This is a genomic window from Microbacterium sp. H83, from assembly GCF_001650405.1.
In the GTDB taxonomy this organism is placed as follows: Bacteria; Actinomycetota; Actinomycetes; order Actinomycetales; family Microbacteriaceae; genus Microbacterium.
The window spans coordinates 26,177-41,460 of sequence record NZ_LWCU01000023.1 but is presented as its reverse complement, the minus strand read 5'-3'; the positions used below and the strand labels follow the sequence as shown (position 1 = coordinate 41,460).

The 15,284-nt window shown below is 69.8% G+C and carries 16 protein-coding genes and 1 tRNA gene; 9 read left to right on the top strand and 8 right to left on the bottom strand.

Going from position 1 to position 15,284, the window contains the following annotated elements; all coding sequences use genetic code 11:
• Positions 1 to 54 precede the first annotated feature (54 nt).
• Complete coding sequence (locus tag A4X16_RS10530; protein WP_067120288.1) at positions 55 to 750, bottom strand: trimeric intracellular cation channel family protein; 696 nt, start codon at positions 748 to 750, stop codon at positions 55 to 57.
• 34 nt (positions 751 to 784) lie between these two features.
• Here A4X16_RS10530 and recO point away from each other — a divergent pair, with 34 nt between their 5' ends.
• Together recO and A4X16_RS10520 are read left to right on the top strand one after the other, a co-directional pair.
• Positions 785 to 1,531 carry a DNA repair protein RecO gene (gene recO / locus A4X16_RS10525; RefSeq protein ID WP_067120286.1) on the top strand — a complete coding sequence of 249 codons (747 nt, stop codon included), beginning with the start codon at positions 785 to 787 and terminating at the stop codon, positions 1,529 to 1,531.
• Positions 1,528 to 2,331 (top strand): isoprenyl transferase, encoded by an 804-nt coding sequence (locus A4X16_RS10520; protein WP_067120284.1) that lies wholly within the window; start codon positions 1,528 to 1,530, stop codon positions 2,329 to 2,331. Before recO ends, A4X16_RS10520 begins: the two co-directional genes overlap by 4 nt.
• Here A4X16_RS10520 and A4X16_RS10515 read toward each other — a convergent pair.
• Entirely contained in the window at positions 2,271 to 2,882 is a 612-nt protein-coding gene (locus tag A4X16_RS10515) for an AAA family ATPase (protein WP_082914415.1), read from the bottom strand. The two genes, A4X16_RS10520 and A4X16_RS10515, sit on opposite strands and share 61 nt — an antisense overlap.
• 53 nt (positions 2,883 to 2,935) lie before the next feature.
• Between A4X16_RS10515 and A4X16_RS10510 the strand changes: the two genes are divergently transcribed.
• Positions 2,936 to 3,622 (top strand): DsbA family oxidoreductase, encoded by a 687-nt coding sequence (locus A4X16_RS10510; protein WP_067120282.1) that lies wholly within the window; start codon positions 2,936 to 2,938, stop codon positions 3,620 to 3,622.
• On the opposite strand, the gene A4X16_RS10505 is transcribed toward A4X16_RS10510, so the two are convergent.
• Complete coding sequence (locus A4X16_RS10505; RefSeq protein ID WP_067120600.1) at positions 3,619 to 4,113, bottom strand: glutathione peroxidase; 495 nt, start codon at positions 4,111 to 4,113, stop codon at positions 3,619 to 3,621. The two genes, A4X16_RS10510 and A4X16_RS10505, sit on opposite strands and share 4 nt — an antisense overlap.
• Before the next feature lie 59 nt (positions 4,114 to 4,172).
• Here A4X16_RS10505 and dusB point away from each other — a divergent pair, with 59 nt between their 5' ends.
• From dusB to A4X16_RS10480, 5 genes are all read left to right on the top strand, one after another.
• Positions 4,173 to 5,327, top strand: a complete 1,155-nt coding sequence (gene dusB, locus A4X16_RS10500; protein ID WP_067120280.1) for a tRNA dihydrouridine synthase DusB — start codon at positions 4,173 to 4,175, stop codon at positions 5,325 to 5,327.
• Positions 5,317 to 6,711, top strand: coding sequence for a deoxyguanosinetriphosphate triphosphohydrolase (locus A4X16_RS10495; protein ID WP_067120278.1), 1,395 nt, complete (start codon positions 5,317 to 5,319; stop codon positions 6,709 to 6,711). Before dusB ends, A4X16_RS10495 begins: the two co-directional genes overlap by 11 nt.
• Positions 6,711 to 8,567, top strand: coding sequence for a DNA primase (gene dnaG, locus A4X16_RS10490; RefSeq protein ID WP_067120276.1), 1,857 nt, complete (start codon positions 6,711 to 6,713; stop codon positions 8,565 to 8,567). Before A4X16_RS10495 ends, dnaG begins: the two co-directional genes overlap by 1 nt.
• A gap of 36 nt (positions 8,568 to 8,603) precedes the next feature.
• Positions 8,604 to 9,377 carry an ATP-binding cassette domain-containing protein gene (locus A4X16_RS10485; RefSeq protein WP_067120274.1) on the top strand — a complete coding sequence of 258 codons (774 nt, stop codon included), beginning with the start codon at positions 8,604 to 8,606 and terminating at the stop codon, positions 9,375 to 9,377.
• 98 nt (positions 9,378 to 9,475) lie between these two features.
• Positions 9,476 to 9,551 (top strand) — tRNA-Asn (locus A4X16_RS10480).
• 130 nt (positions 9,552 to 9,681) lie between these two features.
• Here A4X16_RS10480 and A4X16_RS10475 read toward each other — a convergent pair.
• Both A4X16_RS10475 and def read right to left on the bottom strand, forming a co-directional pair.
• Positions 9,682 to 10,188, bottom strand: coding sequence for a septum formation family protein (locus tag A4X16_RS10475; protein WP_231880333.1), 507 nt, complete (start codon positions 10,186 to 10,188; stop codon positions 9,682 to 9,684).
• Positions 10,189 to 10,317: 129 nt separating this feature from the next.
• Positions 10,318 to 10,884: a peptide deformylase gene (def, locus tag A4X16_RS10470; protein WP_082914414.1), complete on the bottom strand. Its 567-nt coding sequence runs from the start codon at positions 10,882 to 10,884 to the stop codon at positions 10,318 to 10,320.
• Between the two features lie 61 nt (positions 10,885 to 10,945).
• Between def and A4X16_RS10465 the strand changes: the two genes are divergently transcribed.
• Positions 10,946 to 11,938: a DMT family transporter gene (locus A4X16_RS10465; protein ID WP_157560132.1), complete on the top strand. Its 993-nt coding sequence runs from the start codon at positions 10,946 to 10,948 to the stop codon at positions 11,936 to 11,938.
• A gap of 57 nt (positions 11,939 to 11,995) precedes the next feature.
• Here A4X16_RS10465 and pgl read toward each other — a convergent pair whose 3' ends face one another.
• The 3 genes from pgl to zwf are packed head-to-tail and all read right to left on the bottom strand — an operon-like array spanning position 11,996 to position 15,263.
• Positions 11,996 to 12,775 carry a 6-phosphogluconolactonase gene (pgl, locus tag A4X16_RS10460; RefSeq protein ID WP_442922908.1) on the bottom strand — a complete coding sequence of 260 codons (780 nt, stop codon included), beginning with the start codon at positions 12,773 to 12,775 and terminating at the stop codon, positions 11,996 to 11,998.
• 5 nt (positions 12,776 to 12,780) lie between these two features.
• Positions 12,781 to 13,716 carry a glucose-6-phosphate dehydrogenase assembly protein OpcA gene (locus tag A4X16_RS10455; protein ID WP_067120266.1) on the bottom strand — a complete coding sequence of 312 codons (936 nt, stop codon included), beginning with the start codon at positions 13,714 to 13,716 and terminating at the stop codon, positions 12,781 to 12,783.
• Positions 13,713 to 15,263 (bottom strand): glucose-6-phosphate dehydrogenase, encoded by a 1,551-nt coding sequence (zwf, locus tag A4X16_RS10450; RefSeq protein WP_067120265.1) that lies wholly within the window; start codon positions 15,261 to 15,263, stop codon positions 13,713 to 13,715. Before zwf ends, A4X16_RS10455 begins: the two co-directional genes overlap by 4 nt.
• Between the last annotated feature and the right edge of the window lie 21 nt (positions 15,264 to 15,284).

Below are 15,284 nucleotides of genomic sequence, written 5' to 3'. Positions count from 1 at the left end.
TCCCGGTCGTCGAGCGAGGACGGCGGTGCGTCGCTCCTCCTCGACGACCGGGATTCAGGCGGCAGGCGGCTTGATGATCGGGATCACGCCGGTCTCGGCGGCGACCTTGCGACGGTAGAGACGGCGCTGTTCGGGCAGCGACACGTCGAAGCTCACCGCCAGCACGCGGATGACGGCGGTCACGACGATCCCGATGATCGCGGCGACCGGGATCGGCATCCCGAACGCGCTGGCGACGACGATGAAGGTGCACCCGGCCGCGGCGGCGACCGCGTACAGGGATCCCACGTGCATGATCGCGGTCGGGAGGCCCATCAGCATGTCGCGCAGGACGCCGCCGCCGACGGCCGCGCAGGCGCCGATGAAGACCGCGGGCACGGGCGGGATTCCGAACGCCAGGGCCTTGCTCGTGCCGAAGGCGCCGAACATGCCGATCACGACGGCGTCCAGCACGACGATGACCCGGTTGAGCCGGTTGAACAGGCCGGCGAGCAGCATCCCGAGCAGCGACGCGCCCGTCGCCGTGATCAGATACCAGTTGTTCTGCAGGGTCGCCGGAGTCTGGCCGAGCAGGATGTCGCGGATGAGACCTCCGCCCATCCCGATCATGATGCCGATGATGGCGACGCCGAGCCAGTCGAGGCGGCGCTGGCCCTGAAAGCCGGAGGCGAACATCGCGCCCTGGACCCCGCCGAGACCGACGCCGAGGAGGTCCGCCCAGAGCGGAATGGTGAAGAGCGGTTCGGTCACGCCCCTATTCTTCCGCACGGAGGATAATCGAACGGTGCCCACCTATCGAGACGAAGCGGTGATCCTGCGCACCCACAAGCTGGGTGAGGCGGATCGCATCGTCACGATGCTCTCGCGGCGGCACGGCAAGGTCCGAGCGGTCGCGAAGGGCGTTCGTCGCACCTCGTCGAAGTTCGGCTCCCGGCTCGAGCCGTTCATGGTCGCCGACGTGCAGCTGTACCAGGGGCGTTCGCTCGACATCGTCCAGCAGGCGGAATCCCTCGGCGCGTACGGCACCGACATCGCCGCCCACTACGACCGGTTCACCTCGGCGAACGCGATGGTGGAGACGGCCGACAGGCTGAGCGACTCCGAGGCCACGCCCGAGCAGTACCTGCTCCTCGTCGGCGGATTGCGGGCGCTGTCCCGCGGTGAGCACTCTCCGCGCAGCATCCTCGATTCCTATCTCCTGCGCGTCATGGCGCTGTCGGGCTGGGCGCCGTCGCTCGGCGACTGCGCCCGCTGCGCCGCCCCGGGGCCGCATGCGCATTTCGTCGGGCAGCTCGGCGGGGCCGTCTGCGCCGACTGCGCTCCCGCCGGCAGCCCGCGTGTCGCGGACAGGACTCTCTCGCTCCTGCGTTCGCTCATGGCGGGGGAGTGGGACGTGATCGACGCCGCGCCCCTCGCCGACACGGCCGCGGCGTCCGGCCTCGTCGCCGCCTACGCCCAATGGCATCTGGAGCGCGGCATCCGATCCCTCGCGCACCTCGTCGCCGACGACCCCCGAGAAGGAGCACGGTGAGCCCCAAGCCCTACACGCACAAGCACGCCGTGGCGTACCGCCCGCTCGACTGGACGGGCGTGCATCCGCCCGAGTTCCCCGCCGTCCCCGGTCATGTCGCCATCGTCATGGACGGCAACGGCCGCTGGGCGAACCGTCGGGGGCTCAACCGGGTCGAGGGTCACAAGGCGGGCGAGGAGGTGCTGCTCGACGTCGTCGCCGGGGCGATCCAGGCGGGCGTGAAGCACCTCTCGGTGTACGCGTTCTCGACCGAGAACTGGGCGCGCTCCCCCGAGGAGGTGCGCTTCCTCATGGGCTACAACCGGGACGTGCTGCACCGCCGCCGCGACCAGCTCAACGAGTGGGGAGTGCGCGTGCGCTGGGCCGGACGCAAGCCGCGCCTGTGGGGCAGCGTCATCAAGGAGCTGCAGTACGCGGAGCAGCTCACGCGCGACAACGACGTGCTCACGCTGACGATGTGCGTGAACTACGGCGGACGGGTCGAGATCGTCGACGCCGTGCGGTCGATCGCCGCCGACGTCGCGGCGGGACGCGTGAAGCCGAACGCGATCAGCGAGAAGATGATCCGGCGCCACCTCTACGTCCCCGACATGCCCGACGTCGATCTGTTCCTCCGGAGCTCGGGGGAGCAGCGCACGTCGAACTTCCTGCTGTGGCAGGCGGCCTACGCCGAGATGGTGTTCCTCGACACGCTGTGGCCGGACTTCTCGCGGGAGGAGCTGTGGCGCGCCATCGGGATCTACCTGTCGCGGGACCGCCGCTTCGGCGGAGCCGTCGACACCCCCGACGCCTCGGCCTGAGCGCGCAGCCACCGCTCGGTCTCCTTCGGGTGACGCAGGCGGACGATGGTGAGGTGGGGGTGATGCTCCACGACGTCCGGCATCCGCTCGGCCCACTTGTGCAGTGTCGTGGTCTGCCACAGCAGGATGTTCTCGTCGGGGTCGCCGCTGAACATGCGCCAGATCGGCTTCTCCCTGTTGCCGTTCCACAGCCGGGTCCGGGCGATGCTCCGGCCGAGGGTCCTCCGCAGCAGGCGGAACCGGACGACCCGGTACGGGTAGTCGAGCCAGAGGACCAGCTCGGCACGCGGCGCGAGGATGCCGTCGGTGCCCTTGCTCGTGTACTGCCACTCCGTGACCCAGCGATCCTCCGCGGCGAACGCGCGCACATCGTCGAGGAAGCTCTCGCGGGGCGTCCATCCGGGCCCGTGGAACAGCGCGTCGATCTCGACATGGCGCAGCCCCCACAGGGCGGCGACTCGTCGGGACATGGTCGTCTTCCCCGATCCGGTCACGCCTGCGACGAGCACGCGCGCGGGCGCGTCGGGGAGGCGATCATCGGCGTGGAGCACCCGAGAATCGTACCCACGGAATAGCTCGCCCGCGCATGCGGTTGGATGTGAGTGTGACTGAACCCATCTCGATCGACATCTGGTCCGACATCGCCTGCCCCTGGTGCTACATCGGCAAGCGCAATCTCGAGAAGGGACTCGACGCCGTCTCCGGCGACGAGGACGCACCGCAGGTGAACATCACCTTCCACTCGTTCGAGCTCTCGCCCGACACCCCGGTCGACTTCGACGGCGACGAGGTCGACTTCCTCGCCGGACACAAGGGCATGCCGCGCGAGCAGGTCGAGCAGATGCTGTCGCACGTGACCGGCGTCGCCGAGGGCGCTGGCCTCGAGTACCGCTTCGACCTGCTGCAGCACACGAACACCGTCAAGGCGCACGAGCTGCTGCACTTCGCGAAGGCGAAGGGCCTCCAGCACGAGATGGAGGAGCGCCTCATGTCCGCCTACTTCACCGAGGGCAAGCACGTCGGCCGCATCGACGACCTCGTCGATCTCGCGACGGAGGTCGGCCTGAACGCCGACGACACCCGCGAGGCTCTCGTCTCCGCCCGACACCTCTCCGATGTCCGCCAGGACCAGGCGCAGGCTCAGGCGTACGGCATCCAGGGCGTGCCGTTCTTCGTGATCGACGGACAGTACGGCATCAGCGGCGCGCAGCCGCCCGCCGCGTTCGAGAACGTGCTCCGCGACCTCTGGGCGAAGCGCGGCGAGGCGGAGCCGGAGACCGCCGCGGTCTAGCGGGTCAGCGCGGCTTCGATCGCCCGGACGATCTCGGGGTCGTTCGGCTTCTGCTTCGGGCGGAACCGGACGACCTCGCCGTCGGGGAGCACGAGGAACTTCTCGAAGTTCCACTCGACCCGGCCGGCCTTGCCGCCGGCGTCGGGGGTCTCCTTGAGCGACTTGTAGAGGTCGGCGGCGTTCCGGCCGTTCACCTTCACCTTGTCGGTGATGGGGAACGAGACGCCGTAGGTCGTCGAGCAGAACTCGAGGATCTCGTCGACGGACCCGGGCTCCTGACCGAAGAACTGGTTGCAGGGGAAGCCCACCACGCTGAAGCCGCGGTCGCCGTACAGACGCTGCAGCTCCTCGAGCTGCTCGTACTGCGGCGTGAGGCCGCACTTCGAGGCGACGTTCACCACGAGCACCACATCGGCGCCCAGATCGTCGAGCGTCTTCTCGTTGCCGGCGGCGTCGGTGAAGGGGATGGAACGGACTGCAGCATCGGTCATGCTCACAGCTTAGGTCGATGCGCCGCCAGCGGCTCCGGGTCTGGGAGAATGGAAAGGTCATGACTCTCGCCACAGCCTCGCCGCGCACCCTCCGCATCGGTCCGATCGCCCTCGACGTCCCGGTGGTCCTCGCTCCCATGGCGGGCATCACCAACACGGCGTTCCGGCGACTGTGCCGCGAGTACGGCGCCGGGCTCTACGTCAGCGAGATGATCACGTCCCGCGCGCTCGTCGAGCGCAACGAGACGACGATGCGTCTGATCCGTCACCACGAGTCCGAGACGCCGCGATCCATCCAGCTGTACGGCGTCGATCCGACGACGATCGCCGAGGCCGTGCGCATCATCGTCGCCGAGGACCACGCCGACCACATCGACCTCAACTTCGGCTGCCCCGTGCCCAAGGTCACTCGCAAGGGCGGAGGAGCGGCGCTGCCGTGGAAGAGCTCGCTCTTCGCCGACATCGTGACGCAGGCGGTGAAGGCCGCGGGCGACATCCCGCTCACCGTGAAGATGCGCAAGGGCATCGACCCCGATCACCTCACGTTCCTCGACGCGGGACGCGCCGCCGAGGACGCGGGTGCGGCCGCCGTCGCGCTGCACGCCCGCACGGCCAGCGAGTTCTACTCCGGCTTCGCCGACTGGAACGCGATCGGCGAGCTCAAGCAGGCCGTCACGAGCATCCCGGTGCTGGGCAACGGCGACATCTGGTCGGCTGACGACGCCGTCCGCATGATGGAGCAGACCGACTGCGACGGCGTGGTCGTCGGGCGCGGATGCCTCGGGCGGCCGTGGCTGTTCGGCGACCTCGCGACGGCCTTCGGCGCCGAGGCGCATCCAGTCGACGCGACTCTCGGCTTCGTCGCCGACGCGTTCCGGCGGCACGCCGAGCTGCTCGTCGAGTTCTTCGAGGACGAGGACCGCGGATGCCGCGACGTGCGCAAGCACGTGGCGTGGTATTTCAAGGGCTACCCGGTCGGCGGAGACATCCGCACCGGGCTGGCCACCGCGTCGAGCCTCGCCGAGATCGACGACCTGCTCGGCCGGCTCGATCACGATGCTCCCTACCCGGGGGCGGATGCCGAGGGTCAGCGCGGCCGGTCGGGGCGCCCGAAGCGTCCCGCGCTGCCGGACAAGTGGCTGGACTCGCGCGAGCTCGCGGCGACGGCGTCCGAGATGATGCGAGGGGCGGAGATCGAGAACAGTGGCGGCTGATCCTCTGGCGGGCGCGGCGCTCTTTCGCGCCGACGGATACGACCCGCGCGACGCCGAGCGCTTCTTCGCCGAGACCCATCGCTCCGAGCGCGACGACTTCGCCCGTGACCGTGCGCGCGTGCTGCACTCGGCGGCACTGCGCCGACTGGCCGCGAAGACCCAGGTGCTCAGCCCGGCCAGCACCGCCGACTTCGCCCGCAACCGTCTGACCCACTCGCTCGAGGTCGCGCAGGTCGGCCGCGAGCTCGCGACCGCGCTCGGCGTCTCCGCCGATGTCGTCGACACCGCGTGCCTCAGCCACGATCTCGGGCATCCTCCGTTCGGCCACAACGGCGAGCGGGCCCTGAACGAATGGGCCGGCGACATCGGCGGGTTCGAGGGCAACGCGCAGTCGCTGCGCATCCTCACCCGGCTCGAGGCGAAGGCGATCGACGACGACGGCCAGTCCGTGGGCCTCAATCTGACCAGGGCGAGCCTGGATGCGACGTGCAAGTACCCGTGGACGGTCGACAGCCCGGTGCCCGACCCGGGCGGGCGGCTGAAGTTCGGCGTGTACCCCGAGGACGAGGCCGTCTTCCGCTGGATGCGGCAGGGGGCGCCCGGCCGCCTGCGCTGCATCGAGGCCGAGATCATGGATCTGTCCGACGACATCGGCTACTCGGTCCACGACTTCGAGGATGCGATCCTCAACGGCTACGTCGATGTCGCGCAGCTCTCCGACCCCTCCGCGCACGATGCCCTGATCGACCGCATCCAGCAGTGGGTCGGCTACGACTTCACCCGCGACGAGCTCGCCGACGCGCTCTACCGCCTGGCGTCGCAGCCGATGTGGCTGACCTCGTTCGACCGGTCGCGTCGCGATCTCGCGCGCCTGAAGAACCTGACGAGCGACTTCATCGGCCGATTCGCCCGAGCCGCGGTATCGGCGACGCGCGAGGCCTACGCGGGCTCGGTGCTGGTGCGGTACAACGCGCACGTCGTGGTGCCCCGCGTCGTCGAGGCCGAGATCGCCGTGCTCAAGGGCATCATGGGCCAGGCCATCGTCACGATCGACGCGCGCAAGGGCGTCTACAAGGAGCAGCGTCGCGTGCTGACGCGCCTGGCCGACGCCCTGTGGTCGACCGACGCTCTCTGGTCCGCGGGGGCCGACGTGCTGGAGCCGGCCTTCTCGGCGGACTTCCTGGCCGCGTCCACCGATGCGGAGCGCGCCAGGGTCGTGGTCGACCAGATCGCCAGTCTCACCGACCAGAGCGCGATCGACTGGCACAACAGGCTCGTCGGGGAGATCGACCCCGCCGAGGTCGGCATCTGGACGCCGCGCCACGCTCGGCCGGGCGCCCGGCCGCACACCCCTCGGCAGGCGGTCCGCGAAGGAGCCGGCTGATGCCGCGCATCCGCCAGGCCGACGTCGACGAGGTCAAGGCGCGCACCAACATCGCAGACATCGTGGGGGAGCGCGTCGCGCTGAAGTCCGCGGGCGTCGGATCGCTCAAGGGGCTCTGCCCGTTCCACGACGAGAAGAGCCCCAGCTTCCACGTGCGCCCGCAGGTGGGGTACTACCACTGCTTCGGCTGCGGCGAGTCCGGAGACGTCTACTCGTTCCTGCGCGAGATGGATCACGTCAGCTTCACCGAGGCGGTCGAGAGACTGGCCGGGCGCATCGGCTATGCGCTGCACTACGAAGACGGGGGCGCAGCTCCGGAGACCAGCGGTCGAAGCCGTCTGTACGCGGCGAACACCGCGGCCGCCGAGTTCTTCCGCGGGCAGCTGCTGACAGCGGATGCCGAGGCGGGGCGCCGCTTCCTCGGGGAGCGCGGCTTCGATGCGGGAGCGGCGGCGCACTTCGGCGTCGGCTTCGCTCCCCGGGGCTGGGACGGGATGCTCAAGGCGCTCACGGCGCAGGGCTTCACCCGCGACGAGCTCAGCGCCGCCGGTCTGGTCTCCACCGGACAGCGCGGGGTCTACGACCGGTTCCGCGGTCGCCTCGTCTGGCCCATCCGCGACGTGTCCGGCCAGACCATCGGATTCGGCGCCCGCAAGCTGTTCGACGACGATCAGGGACCCAAGTACCTCAACACCCCCGAGACGCCGATCTACAAGAAGGCGCAGGTGCTCTACGGGCTCGACCTCGCCAAGCGCGACATCGCCCGGGGCGACCCCCGCCGCGTCGTCGTGGTCGAGGGGTACACCGATGTCATGGCCTGTCACCTGGCCGGGCTCACGACCGCGATCGCGACGTGCGGAACGGCGTTCGGCACGGATCACATCAAGGTGCTGCGCCGCGTGATGGGCGACGACAACGCGTCGGGGGAGGTCGTCTTCACGTTCGACGGCGACGAGGCCGGGCAGAAGGCGGCGCTGCGCGCCTTCACCGAGGACGACCGCTTCAACGCGCAGACCTTCGTCGCGGTGGCGCCCGACGGCCTCGACCCCTGCGACCTGCGGCTGCAGCGCGGTGATGCGGCCGTCCGCTCGCTCATGGAGAGCAAACAGCCGATGTTCGAGTTCGCCATCGATCGCAAGCTGGGCGGCTTCGACCTCGCGACCGTCGAGGGGCGCGTCGGGGCGCTCCGTGCCGCGGCGCCGATCGTCGCCGAGATCCGCGACCGGCTCCTGCGACCCGGATACGAGCGGGTGCTCGCCCGGCGGCTGGGTATGGACCCGACCGAGGTGCACCACGAGGTGGAGCGGTCCGCTCGAGGCGGGTCGGCATCCGGACGGCAGGAGCAGGTCCGGGCGGAGTCGACCTCGGCGGGGGCACCGGGCGTCGCTCCGGTGACGCTCGCGAGCCTGCCGCGCACGGCGGACGTGGCCGTGGAGCGCGACGCCCTGATGGGCGCCCTGCAGTACGGCCACCAGATCGACCAGACCCTCCTGACGAGGGCCCTGGCGGCGCCGTTCCGGACGCCCGGTCTCGACGCCGTGCGCGAAGCCGTGGCATCCGCCGCCGACCGCACTCGGGCCGGCTGGGTCACGGATGCCGTCAACTCCGTGCGCGAGCCGTATCGCTCGCTCGCCGGCGAGCTGCTCATGACGCCGTTCCCGGCGCGGAACGAGGAGGGCGCACTCGTGTCGGCGACCGATCTCGCGCGTCGCCTGATCCTTCGCAGCCTCGAGCACGAGAAGCAGGAGCTGCTCGGCGCCGTCCAGCGCGTCCCGGCGGACTCGGACGGCGGTCGTGCCCTGCGCATGCGCCTGCGCGACATCGATGTCGAGCGTCAGCGCTTCACCGAGTCGTAACAGGGGGCGTCGATCCGGACCAGGCAGGATGGGACCATGTCCTCCCGGCCCGAATCCTCCCATGCGATCGACTGCTCCGACCTGGTCATCGATCGCGTCGGCCACAGCGGGCCCACGCGCGCGATCGACGGGGTCAGCTTCACGCTGGCTCCCGGCGGTCTGATCTGCGTCGCCGGACCGACGGGCTCGGGGAAGTCGACGCTCGTCGCCGCCCTCGCCGGATCGACCGATCCCTCCGTGCGCGTCGTCGGGGGCAGCGCGCAGGTGTGCGGAGTCGACGTGCGGCGGCCGGGACGTCGGCATCGGCTGCTGACCTACCGCACCGGCTTCGTGCCGCAGGGGGCGGGAGCCGATCTCCCTCCGCAGCTCACCGTCAACGAGGTCATCGCGGAGCCCATCCTCATCCGCGAGAAGCGGGTGAACACGAAAGCCCTGTCGATCCGGGTCGCGTCCCTGCTCGACGAGCTGCATCTCCCGCTCGGCACGGCGGCGAAGTTCCCCTACGAGCTGAGCGCCGGCATGCGTCAGCGCGTCGCGATCGCGCGGTCCTTCGTCCTCGAGCCCCGGGTGCTCATCGCCGACGAGATCCTCTCGAACCTCGATCTCGAGGTCCGTCCCGTCGTGTTCGACGCCATCACCCGGCGGCGCAAGGACGACGGGATGGGGGCGCTCCTGGTGACGAACGACGCCGACTTCATCCGCGAGCTCAACGCCGAGACCCTCATGCTCAGGGGCGGACACGTCGTCGCGCGCGGGGTGGGCAAGGACCTGCTCTGGGTGCCCAACGCGGAGGCGGATTCCCTGCCCTGACCGGTCGCGTCGTCGACACGCCCGAGAGTGCGGTCGGTGTCACGAGCATGCTGCGGAGTTTGCTAGGATTGACGAGTTGCCCGCGCAGCGGAGCACATTCCTCGGTAGCTCAATTGGCAGAGCAGCCGGCTGTTAACCGGCAGGTTCTTGGTTCGAGTCCAAGCCGGGGAGCCAATACCCCCGGCCTTCTTCGGAAGGCCGGGGGTTTTCCCTTTTCGGTGCGCCGCCGCAGGAGGGGAGTGGTGCCCGGACACGCAGAAGAGGCCCCGCCGGATGGCGGAGCCTCTTCGGAGATCGCGTCGGATCAGCGCGCGGCGCCCTTGAGGGAACCGGTCGTCTGACCCGCCGGGTCGGAGATGACGCACTGGACGATCCGGTCGTTCAGCTCGTCCCACGTCTGCTGGGTCGGCGTGATCGGGTAGACCTCGAGCACCGAGGCGTCGAAGGCCACTCCGACGAAGTTCGTGTAGGCGTCGCCGATGCACTCCTGCGACGCTGCGTCGATGTTCTCCTCGGAGAACTCGCCGTCATCCATGGTGATCTCGTAGTAGACCTCTTCATCGTGCGGCTGATCGCACGGGACGACGTCGGCGTCCTCGATGAGACCGGTCTCGCTCGCCATCTTGCAGTCGCCGAGCTTCAGCGAGAAGATGTCGATGTTCGAGCTCTCGGTGACCTGGCCGGTCTCCTCGTCGCGATCCGCGTCTCCGGATCCACCGCCCAGAATGTCGTTGATCGCGCTACAGCCGGTCAGTGCGACAGACAGTGCCACGGCCGATCCCGCCAGCGCCAGTGCGCGTCGCGTGCGCATTTTCATCATTGTTGACTACCCTCCCAGAGCCTCTTGGTGCGCGGGCATGGTAAGGCCCGCCTAAGAACGCTATCGGGGGCGGAGTCTGTGATGCAACTCCGAGAACACTGTGATCGGGCTGGGAAGGGATCAGCCCTCGAGGTCGTCGACGCCCGGCATCCAGCTGGCTCCCGGCCTGCCCCAGCCGCGCTTCCTGGCGATCTTCTGCACCGTCTTCCAGTCGCCGTCCGACAGGCGATCGATGTAGAGGACGCCGTCGAGATGGTCGTACTCGTGCTGCATGATGCGGGCGCGCCAGCCGTCGACCGCGATGTCCACCGGGGCGCCGTCGAGATCGGTCCCGGTGACGCGGACGCGCTCGGAGCGACGCAGGGCGAACCGCTCGCCCGGGAACGAGAGACACCCCTCGGATTCGAGGTCCTCGTCGGGCTCGCCGGGTTCGAGCGGCGTCATCCACAGCTCGGGGTTGATGATCACGCCCCGCCACGGCCGGTCGTCATCGTCGACGTAGGCGTAGGTGTAGATGCGCAGCGGCACGCCCACCTGGGGCGCCGCCAGGCCGACGCCCGGCGCCGTGTCCATCGTCTCGAACATGTCGGCGACGAGCGTCCGGATGTCGTCGGTGATCTCCTCGACGGGTGAGGCGGGGGAGTGCAGGACGGGGTCGCCCATGATGCGAATCGGAAGAACAGCCACGCCATAACCCTACTCGGCGAGGATCGCCGGGTAGGGTCGAAGGGTGAGCATCTCCGTATGGATGACTGGGGCGGAAGACGTGACCGACCAGCTCGTCGGCGCCTTCCAGAACCCCGGACTGCTCCTCGGCATCCCCCTCGCGCTGGCGGGCGCGGTGTTCATGTCCCTCGGCGCGCAGTATCAGCACCGGGGCGTCGAGAAGATGGAGCGACTGAGCGGCGCAGACGGCGCGTCCGGTCTCACCATGGTGCAGGTGCGAGGCCTGCTCACCCGGCCGTCCTGGCTCATCGGCACGCTCATGCTCGGCCTCGCCGTGGTGTGCCAGCTGGCCGCGCTCACCGTCGCCCCGCTGATCGTCGTGCAGCCGCTGGGCGCGATCGCCCTCGTCATGACGACGCTCCTGAACGCCCGGATCTCCGGGCACTCGCCGACGAGGCAGTCGATCACGGCGATCGTCTGCTGCGTGGGCGGCATCTTCCTCTTCGTCTTCTTCGCAGCGATCTTCGCCACCGAGAAGGACGTGACCGACACCGAGCTGTTCACGATCCTCGCGATCCTGCTGGTCGTGATCATCATCCTCGGCGCCTGCTGGCTCATCCTCCGCCACCGCATGCGCGCGCTGTTCTACGTCATCGGCGCCGGCATCCTCTACGGCTTCGTGGCGACGCTCGCCAAGGTCGTCATCAAGCGGGTGCAGGCCGGCGACTTCGAGTGGATCACGATCGTCTGCGTCGTCGCGCTGATCGCGGCCGCGGCCGTCGGCGCGTACTTCGTGCAGACCGCGTACAGCTCCGGACCGCCCGACCTCGTGATCGCCGGGCTCACCGTGGTCGACCCGCTCATCGCCGTCCTCATCGGCATGGTCGTGCTCGGCGAGGCCGCTGCCGCGCCGCCGTGGGTGCTCGTCATCTTCGGCGTCGCGGGCGCGATCGCGGTCTGGGGCGTCGTGGGCCTCGCGCGGTACCATCCGCAGGTGCTCAGCGACAGCCAGGAGCTCGGCATCACGCGCGGGAGCGACGGCGCGACTGCGGCTCCCGACGAGTCGGACCGCTGACGTACGTCATCCCTCGGCGCCGCATCGGGGCGCACGAGGGACGAACGAAGGCCTGGGTCAGTAGGCCGGATCGATGAGGTCGGGCGAGACCTCGGATGCGGCGGCCTCGTCGACGAAGAAGACGGTGCGCTTGCGGCCCTTCGCACCCGCGGCGGGCACGCTCTGATAGCTCGCGCCGGCGAGGGCGAGACCGAGGGCCGAGGCCTTGTCGGCGCCCGTCAGCACGAGCCATACCCGCTTCGAGGAGTTCAGCACCGGGCGGGTCAGGGTCACCCGCTCGGGCGGCGGCTTCGGCGAGTCGCGCACGGGCAGCGCCGCGGCATCCGTCACGGTCACCTCGACGCGGTCAGGGAACAGCGAGGCGATGTGCCCGTCGGGACCGACGCCGAGGAAGCACACCGCGAACGACGGCCACGGGTGCTCGTCCGTGCCGAAGCCGGCGAGCTCCGCCGCATACGCGGCGGCCGCGTCGTCGAGGCTCACTCCCTCGTCCGAACCCGCGACCTCGTGGATGTTCTCCGGCGGGACGGGGATGTGGTCGAGCAGCGCCTCGCGGGACTGCAGCGCATTGCGGTCGGCATCGTCGCGCGGGACGAACCGCTCGTCGCCCCACCAGAAGTGCACGAGCGACCAGTCGATGCCGGCCGAGCGCGGGTCGTCACGGGTGGCGCGCAGAACCGCTCCGCCCATGGAGCCGCCGGTGAGGGCGACATGAGCGATGCGGCCGTTGCGCGTACGGGCGCGGAGCCGGGTCAGGAACCTGTCCGCCACCCTCGCGGCGAGCTCACCGGGAGTGGTCTCGACCACGACCCGCTTCTCTGCGGGCGCTGTCTGCATCGACATCATTCTCCTGTCTCGGGCGGACCCAGCTTCTCCCAGCCCTCGGTGATCACTCGACCGTACAGGACGTCGGGGTCGAGGCGACGCAGCTCCTCGGCGAGGCACTCCCGCAGCGTGCGGCGCGGCAGGTGCAGGTCGTGATCGGGCTGGTCGGGCTGGGTGAGCACGGCGACCCCGGGCTCGGGACGCTCGAGCAGGATGTCGCCGGATGCCCGGGTGAGGCGCACGGACTTGATGCCCTCGTGCCACTTCTCGGGATCCTCGTACGACCAGGTCACGTCGACCTCGAGGGCCATCTGCAGCCAGGCGGCGAGCAGGGCCGTCGACGGCGAGGCGGAGGCCCCGCGCACCTCGACGCCGGTGACCTCCTCGAACGGAGGCTGATCCAGCACCGCGGCGAGCTGCTCGCGCCAGTGCGTGAGGCGCGTCCACGCCAGATCGGTGTCGCCGGGAGCATGCGTCTCTCCGAGCAGGCCCAGGCGGTCGCGGACATCGGCGGACGTCGCCGCATCCGTGATGCGTCGCTGGGCGATCTTGCCGAGCGGCGAGGTGGCGGGGGAGGTCGGTGCGTCCTCGGGCCACCACGCGACCACCGGCGCGTCGGGGAGGAGGAGCCCGGTGATGAGGCTCTCCTCGTTGCTCGCCGCCTTGCCGAAGGCGTGCAGCACCACGACCTCGCTCGCGCCCGCATCGCCGCCGACGCGGATCTGCGCGTCGAGACGAGAGTCGCCCTCGCCGGTCGTGAGCACGATGACGCGCATCGGATGCTCGCGGGATGCGTCGTTCGCGGCGTCGATCGCCGCCTCGACGACGCCGTCGCGCGCCGAGATCACGAGGGTGAGCACGCGACCGAGAGCGACGGCGCCGCCCTCCTCGCGCACCTTGACGAGCTGCTTCGCGACCTGGCTGACGGTCGTGTCGGGAAGGTCGATGATCACGGTCGTCTCCAGACTCGTCCGTCACGGGCAAGGAGGTCGTCGGCGGACGCCGGACCCCACGAACCGGGTGCATACTGATCCACCGGGCCGCCGACGGCCGCCCAGTATTTCTCCACGGGGTCGAGGATCTTCCAGGAGAGCTCGACCTCCTCGTGCCGCGGGAACAGCGGCGGATCGCCCAGCAGGACGTCCAGGATGAGGCGCTCGTACGCCTCGGGGCTCGCCTCGGTGAACGCGTGGCCGTAGCCGAAGTCCATCGTGACGTCGCGCACGTTCGTGCCGTTGCCGGGGACCTTCGACCCGAAGCGGATCGTGACGCCCTCGTCGGGCTGGACGCGGATCACGAGCGCGTTCTGGCCGAGCTCCGCCGTGTTCGACCGCCCGAAGAGGTGCTCGGGAGCCTTCTTGAACACGACCGCGACCTCGGTCACCCTGCGGCCGAGCCGCTTGCCCGTGCGGAGGTAGAAGGGCACGCCCGCCCAGCGGCGCGTGTCGATCTCGAGCTTGATGGCCGCGTAGGTCTCGGTCGCGGACTCGGGGTTCATGCCCTCCTCGTCGAGGAAGCCGGTGACCTCCTCGCCGCCCTGCCAGCCGCCCGCGTACTGACCGCGCGCGGTGGCGAGCGACAGATCGTCGGGGACGTGAACGGCCGCGAGGACCTTCTCCTTCTCGGCACGGAGGTGCTCGGCGGAGAGGCTGATCGGCTCCTCCATCGCGGTGAGCGCGAGCAGCTGCAGGAGGTGGTTCTGGATGACGTCGCGCGCGGCGCCGACGCCGTCGTAGTAGCCGGCACGGCCGCCGACGCCGATGTCCTCGGCCATCGTGATCTGGACGTGGTCGACGTAGTTGCGGTTCCAGATCGGCTCGTACAGCTCGTTGGCGAAGCGCAGCGCCAGGATGTTCTGGACCGTCTCCTTGCCCAGGTAGTGGTCGATGCGGAAGATCGAGTCGGCGGAGAACGCGACCTCGAGCGCCGCGTTCAGCTCGCGGGCCGACTCGAGGTCGTGCCCGAACGGCTTCTCGATGACGACACGGCGCCAGCAGTCCTCGTCGTCATCGTCCGCGCCGACCAGACCCGAGTCCTTCAGCTGCTGCGCCACCACGGCGAACGACTTCGGCGGGATCGACAGATAGAACGCGTGGTTGCCCATCGTGCCGCGTTCGACGTCGAGCTGGTCGACGGTCTCGCGCAGCTTCTCGAACGACTCGGGATTGTCGAACTCGCCCGAGACGAAGCGGATGCCCTGGAGCAGCTGCGCCCACGTCTCCTCGCGGAACGGCGTGCGGGCATGCTGCTTCACCGCGTCGTAGACGACCTGGGCGAAGTCCTGATCCTCCCAGTCGCGACGCGCGAAGCCGACGAGCGCGAAGCCCGGCGGGAGCAGGCCGCGATTGGCCAGGTCGTACACGGCGGGCATGAGCTTCTTGCGTGACAGGTCTCCGGTGACACCGAAGATCACGAGGGCGCTCGGCCCCGCGATCCGGTTGAGACGGCGGTCATCGGGGTCGCGCAGCGGGTTGTGCCCGCGCGAGATGGGAACAGACATCGGTGGGGGGATCTCCAGGCT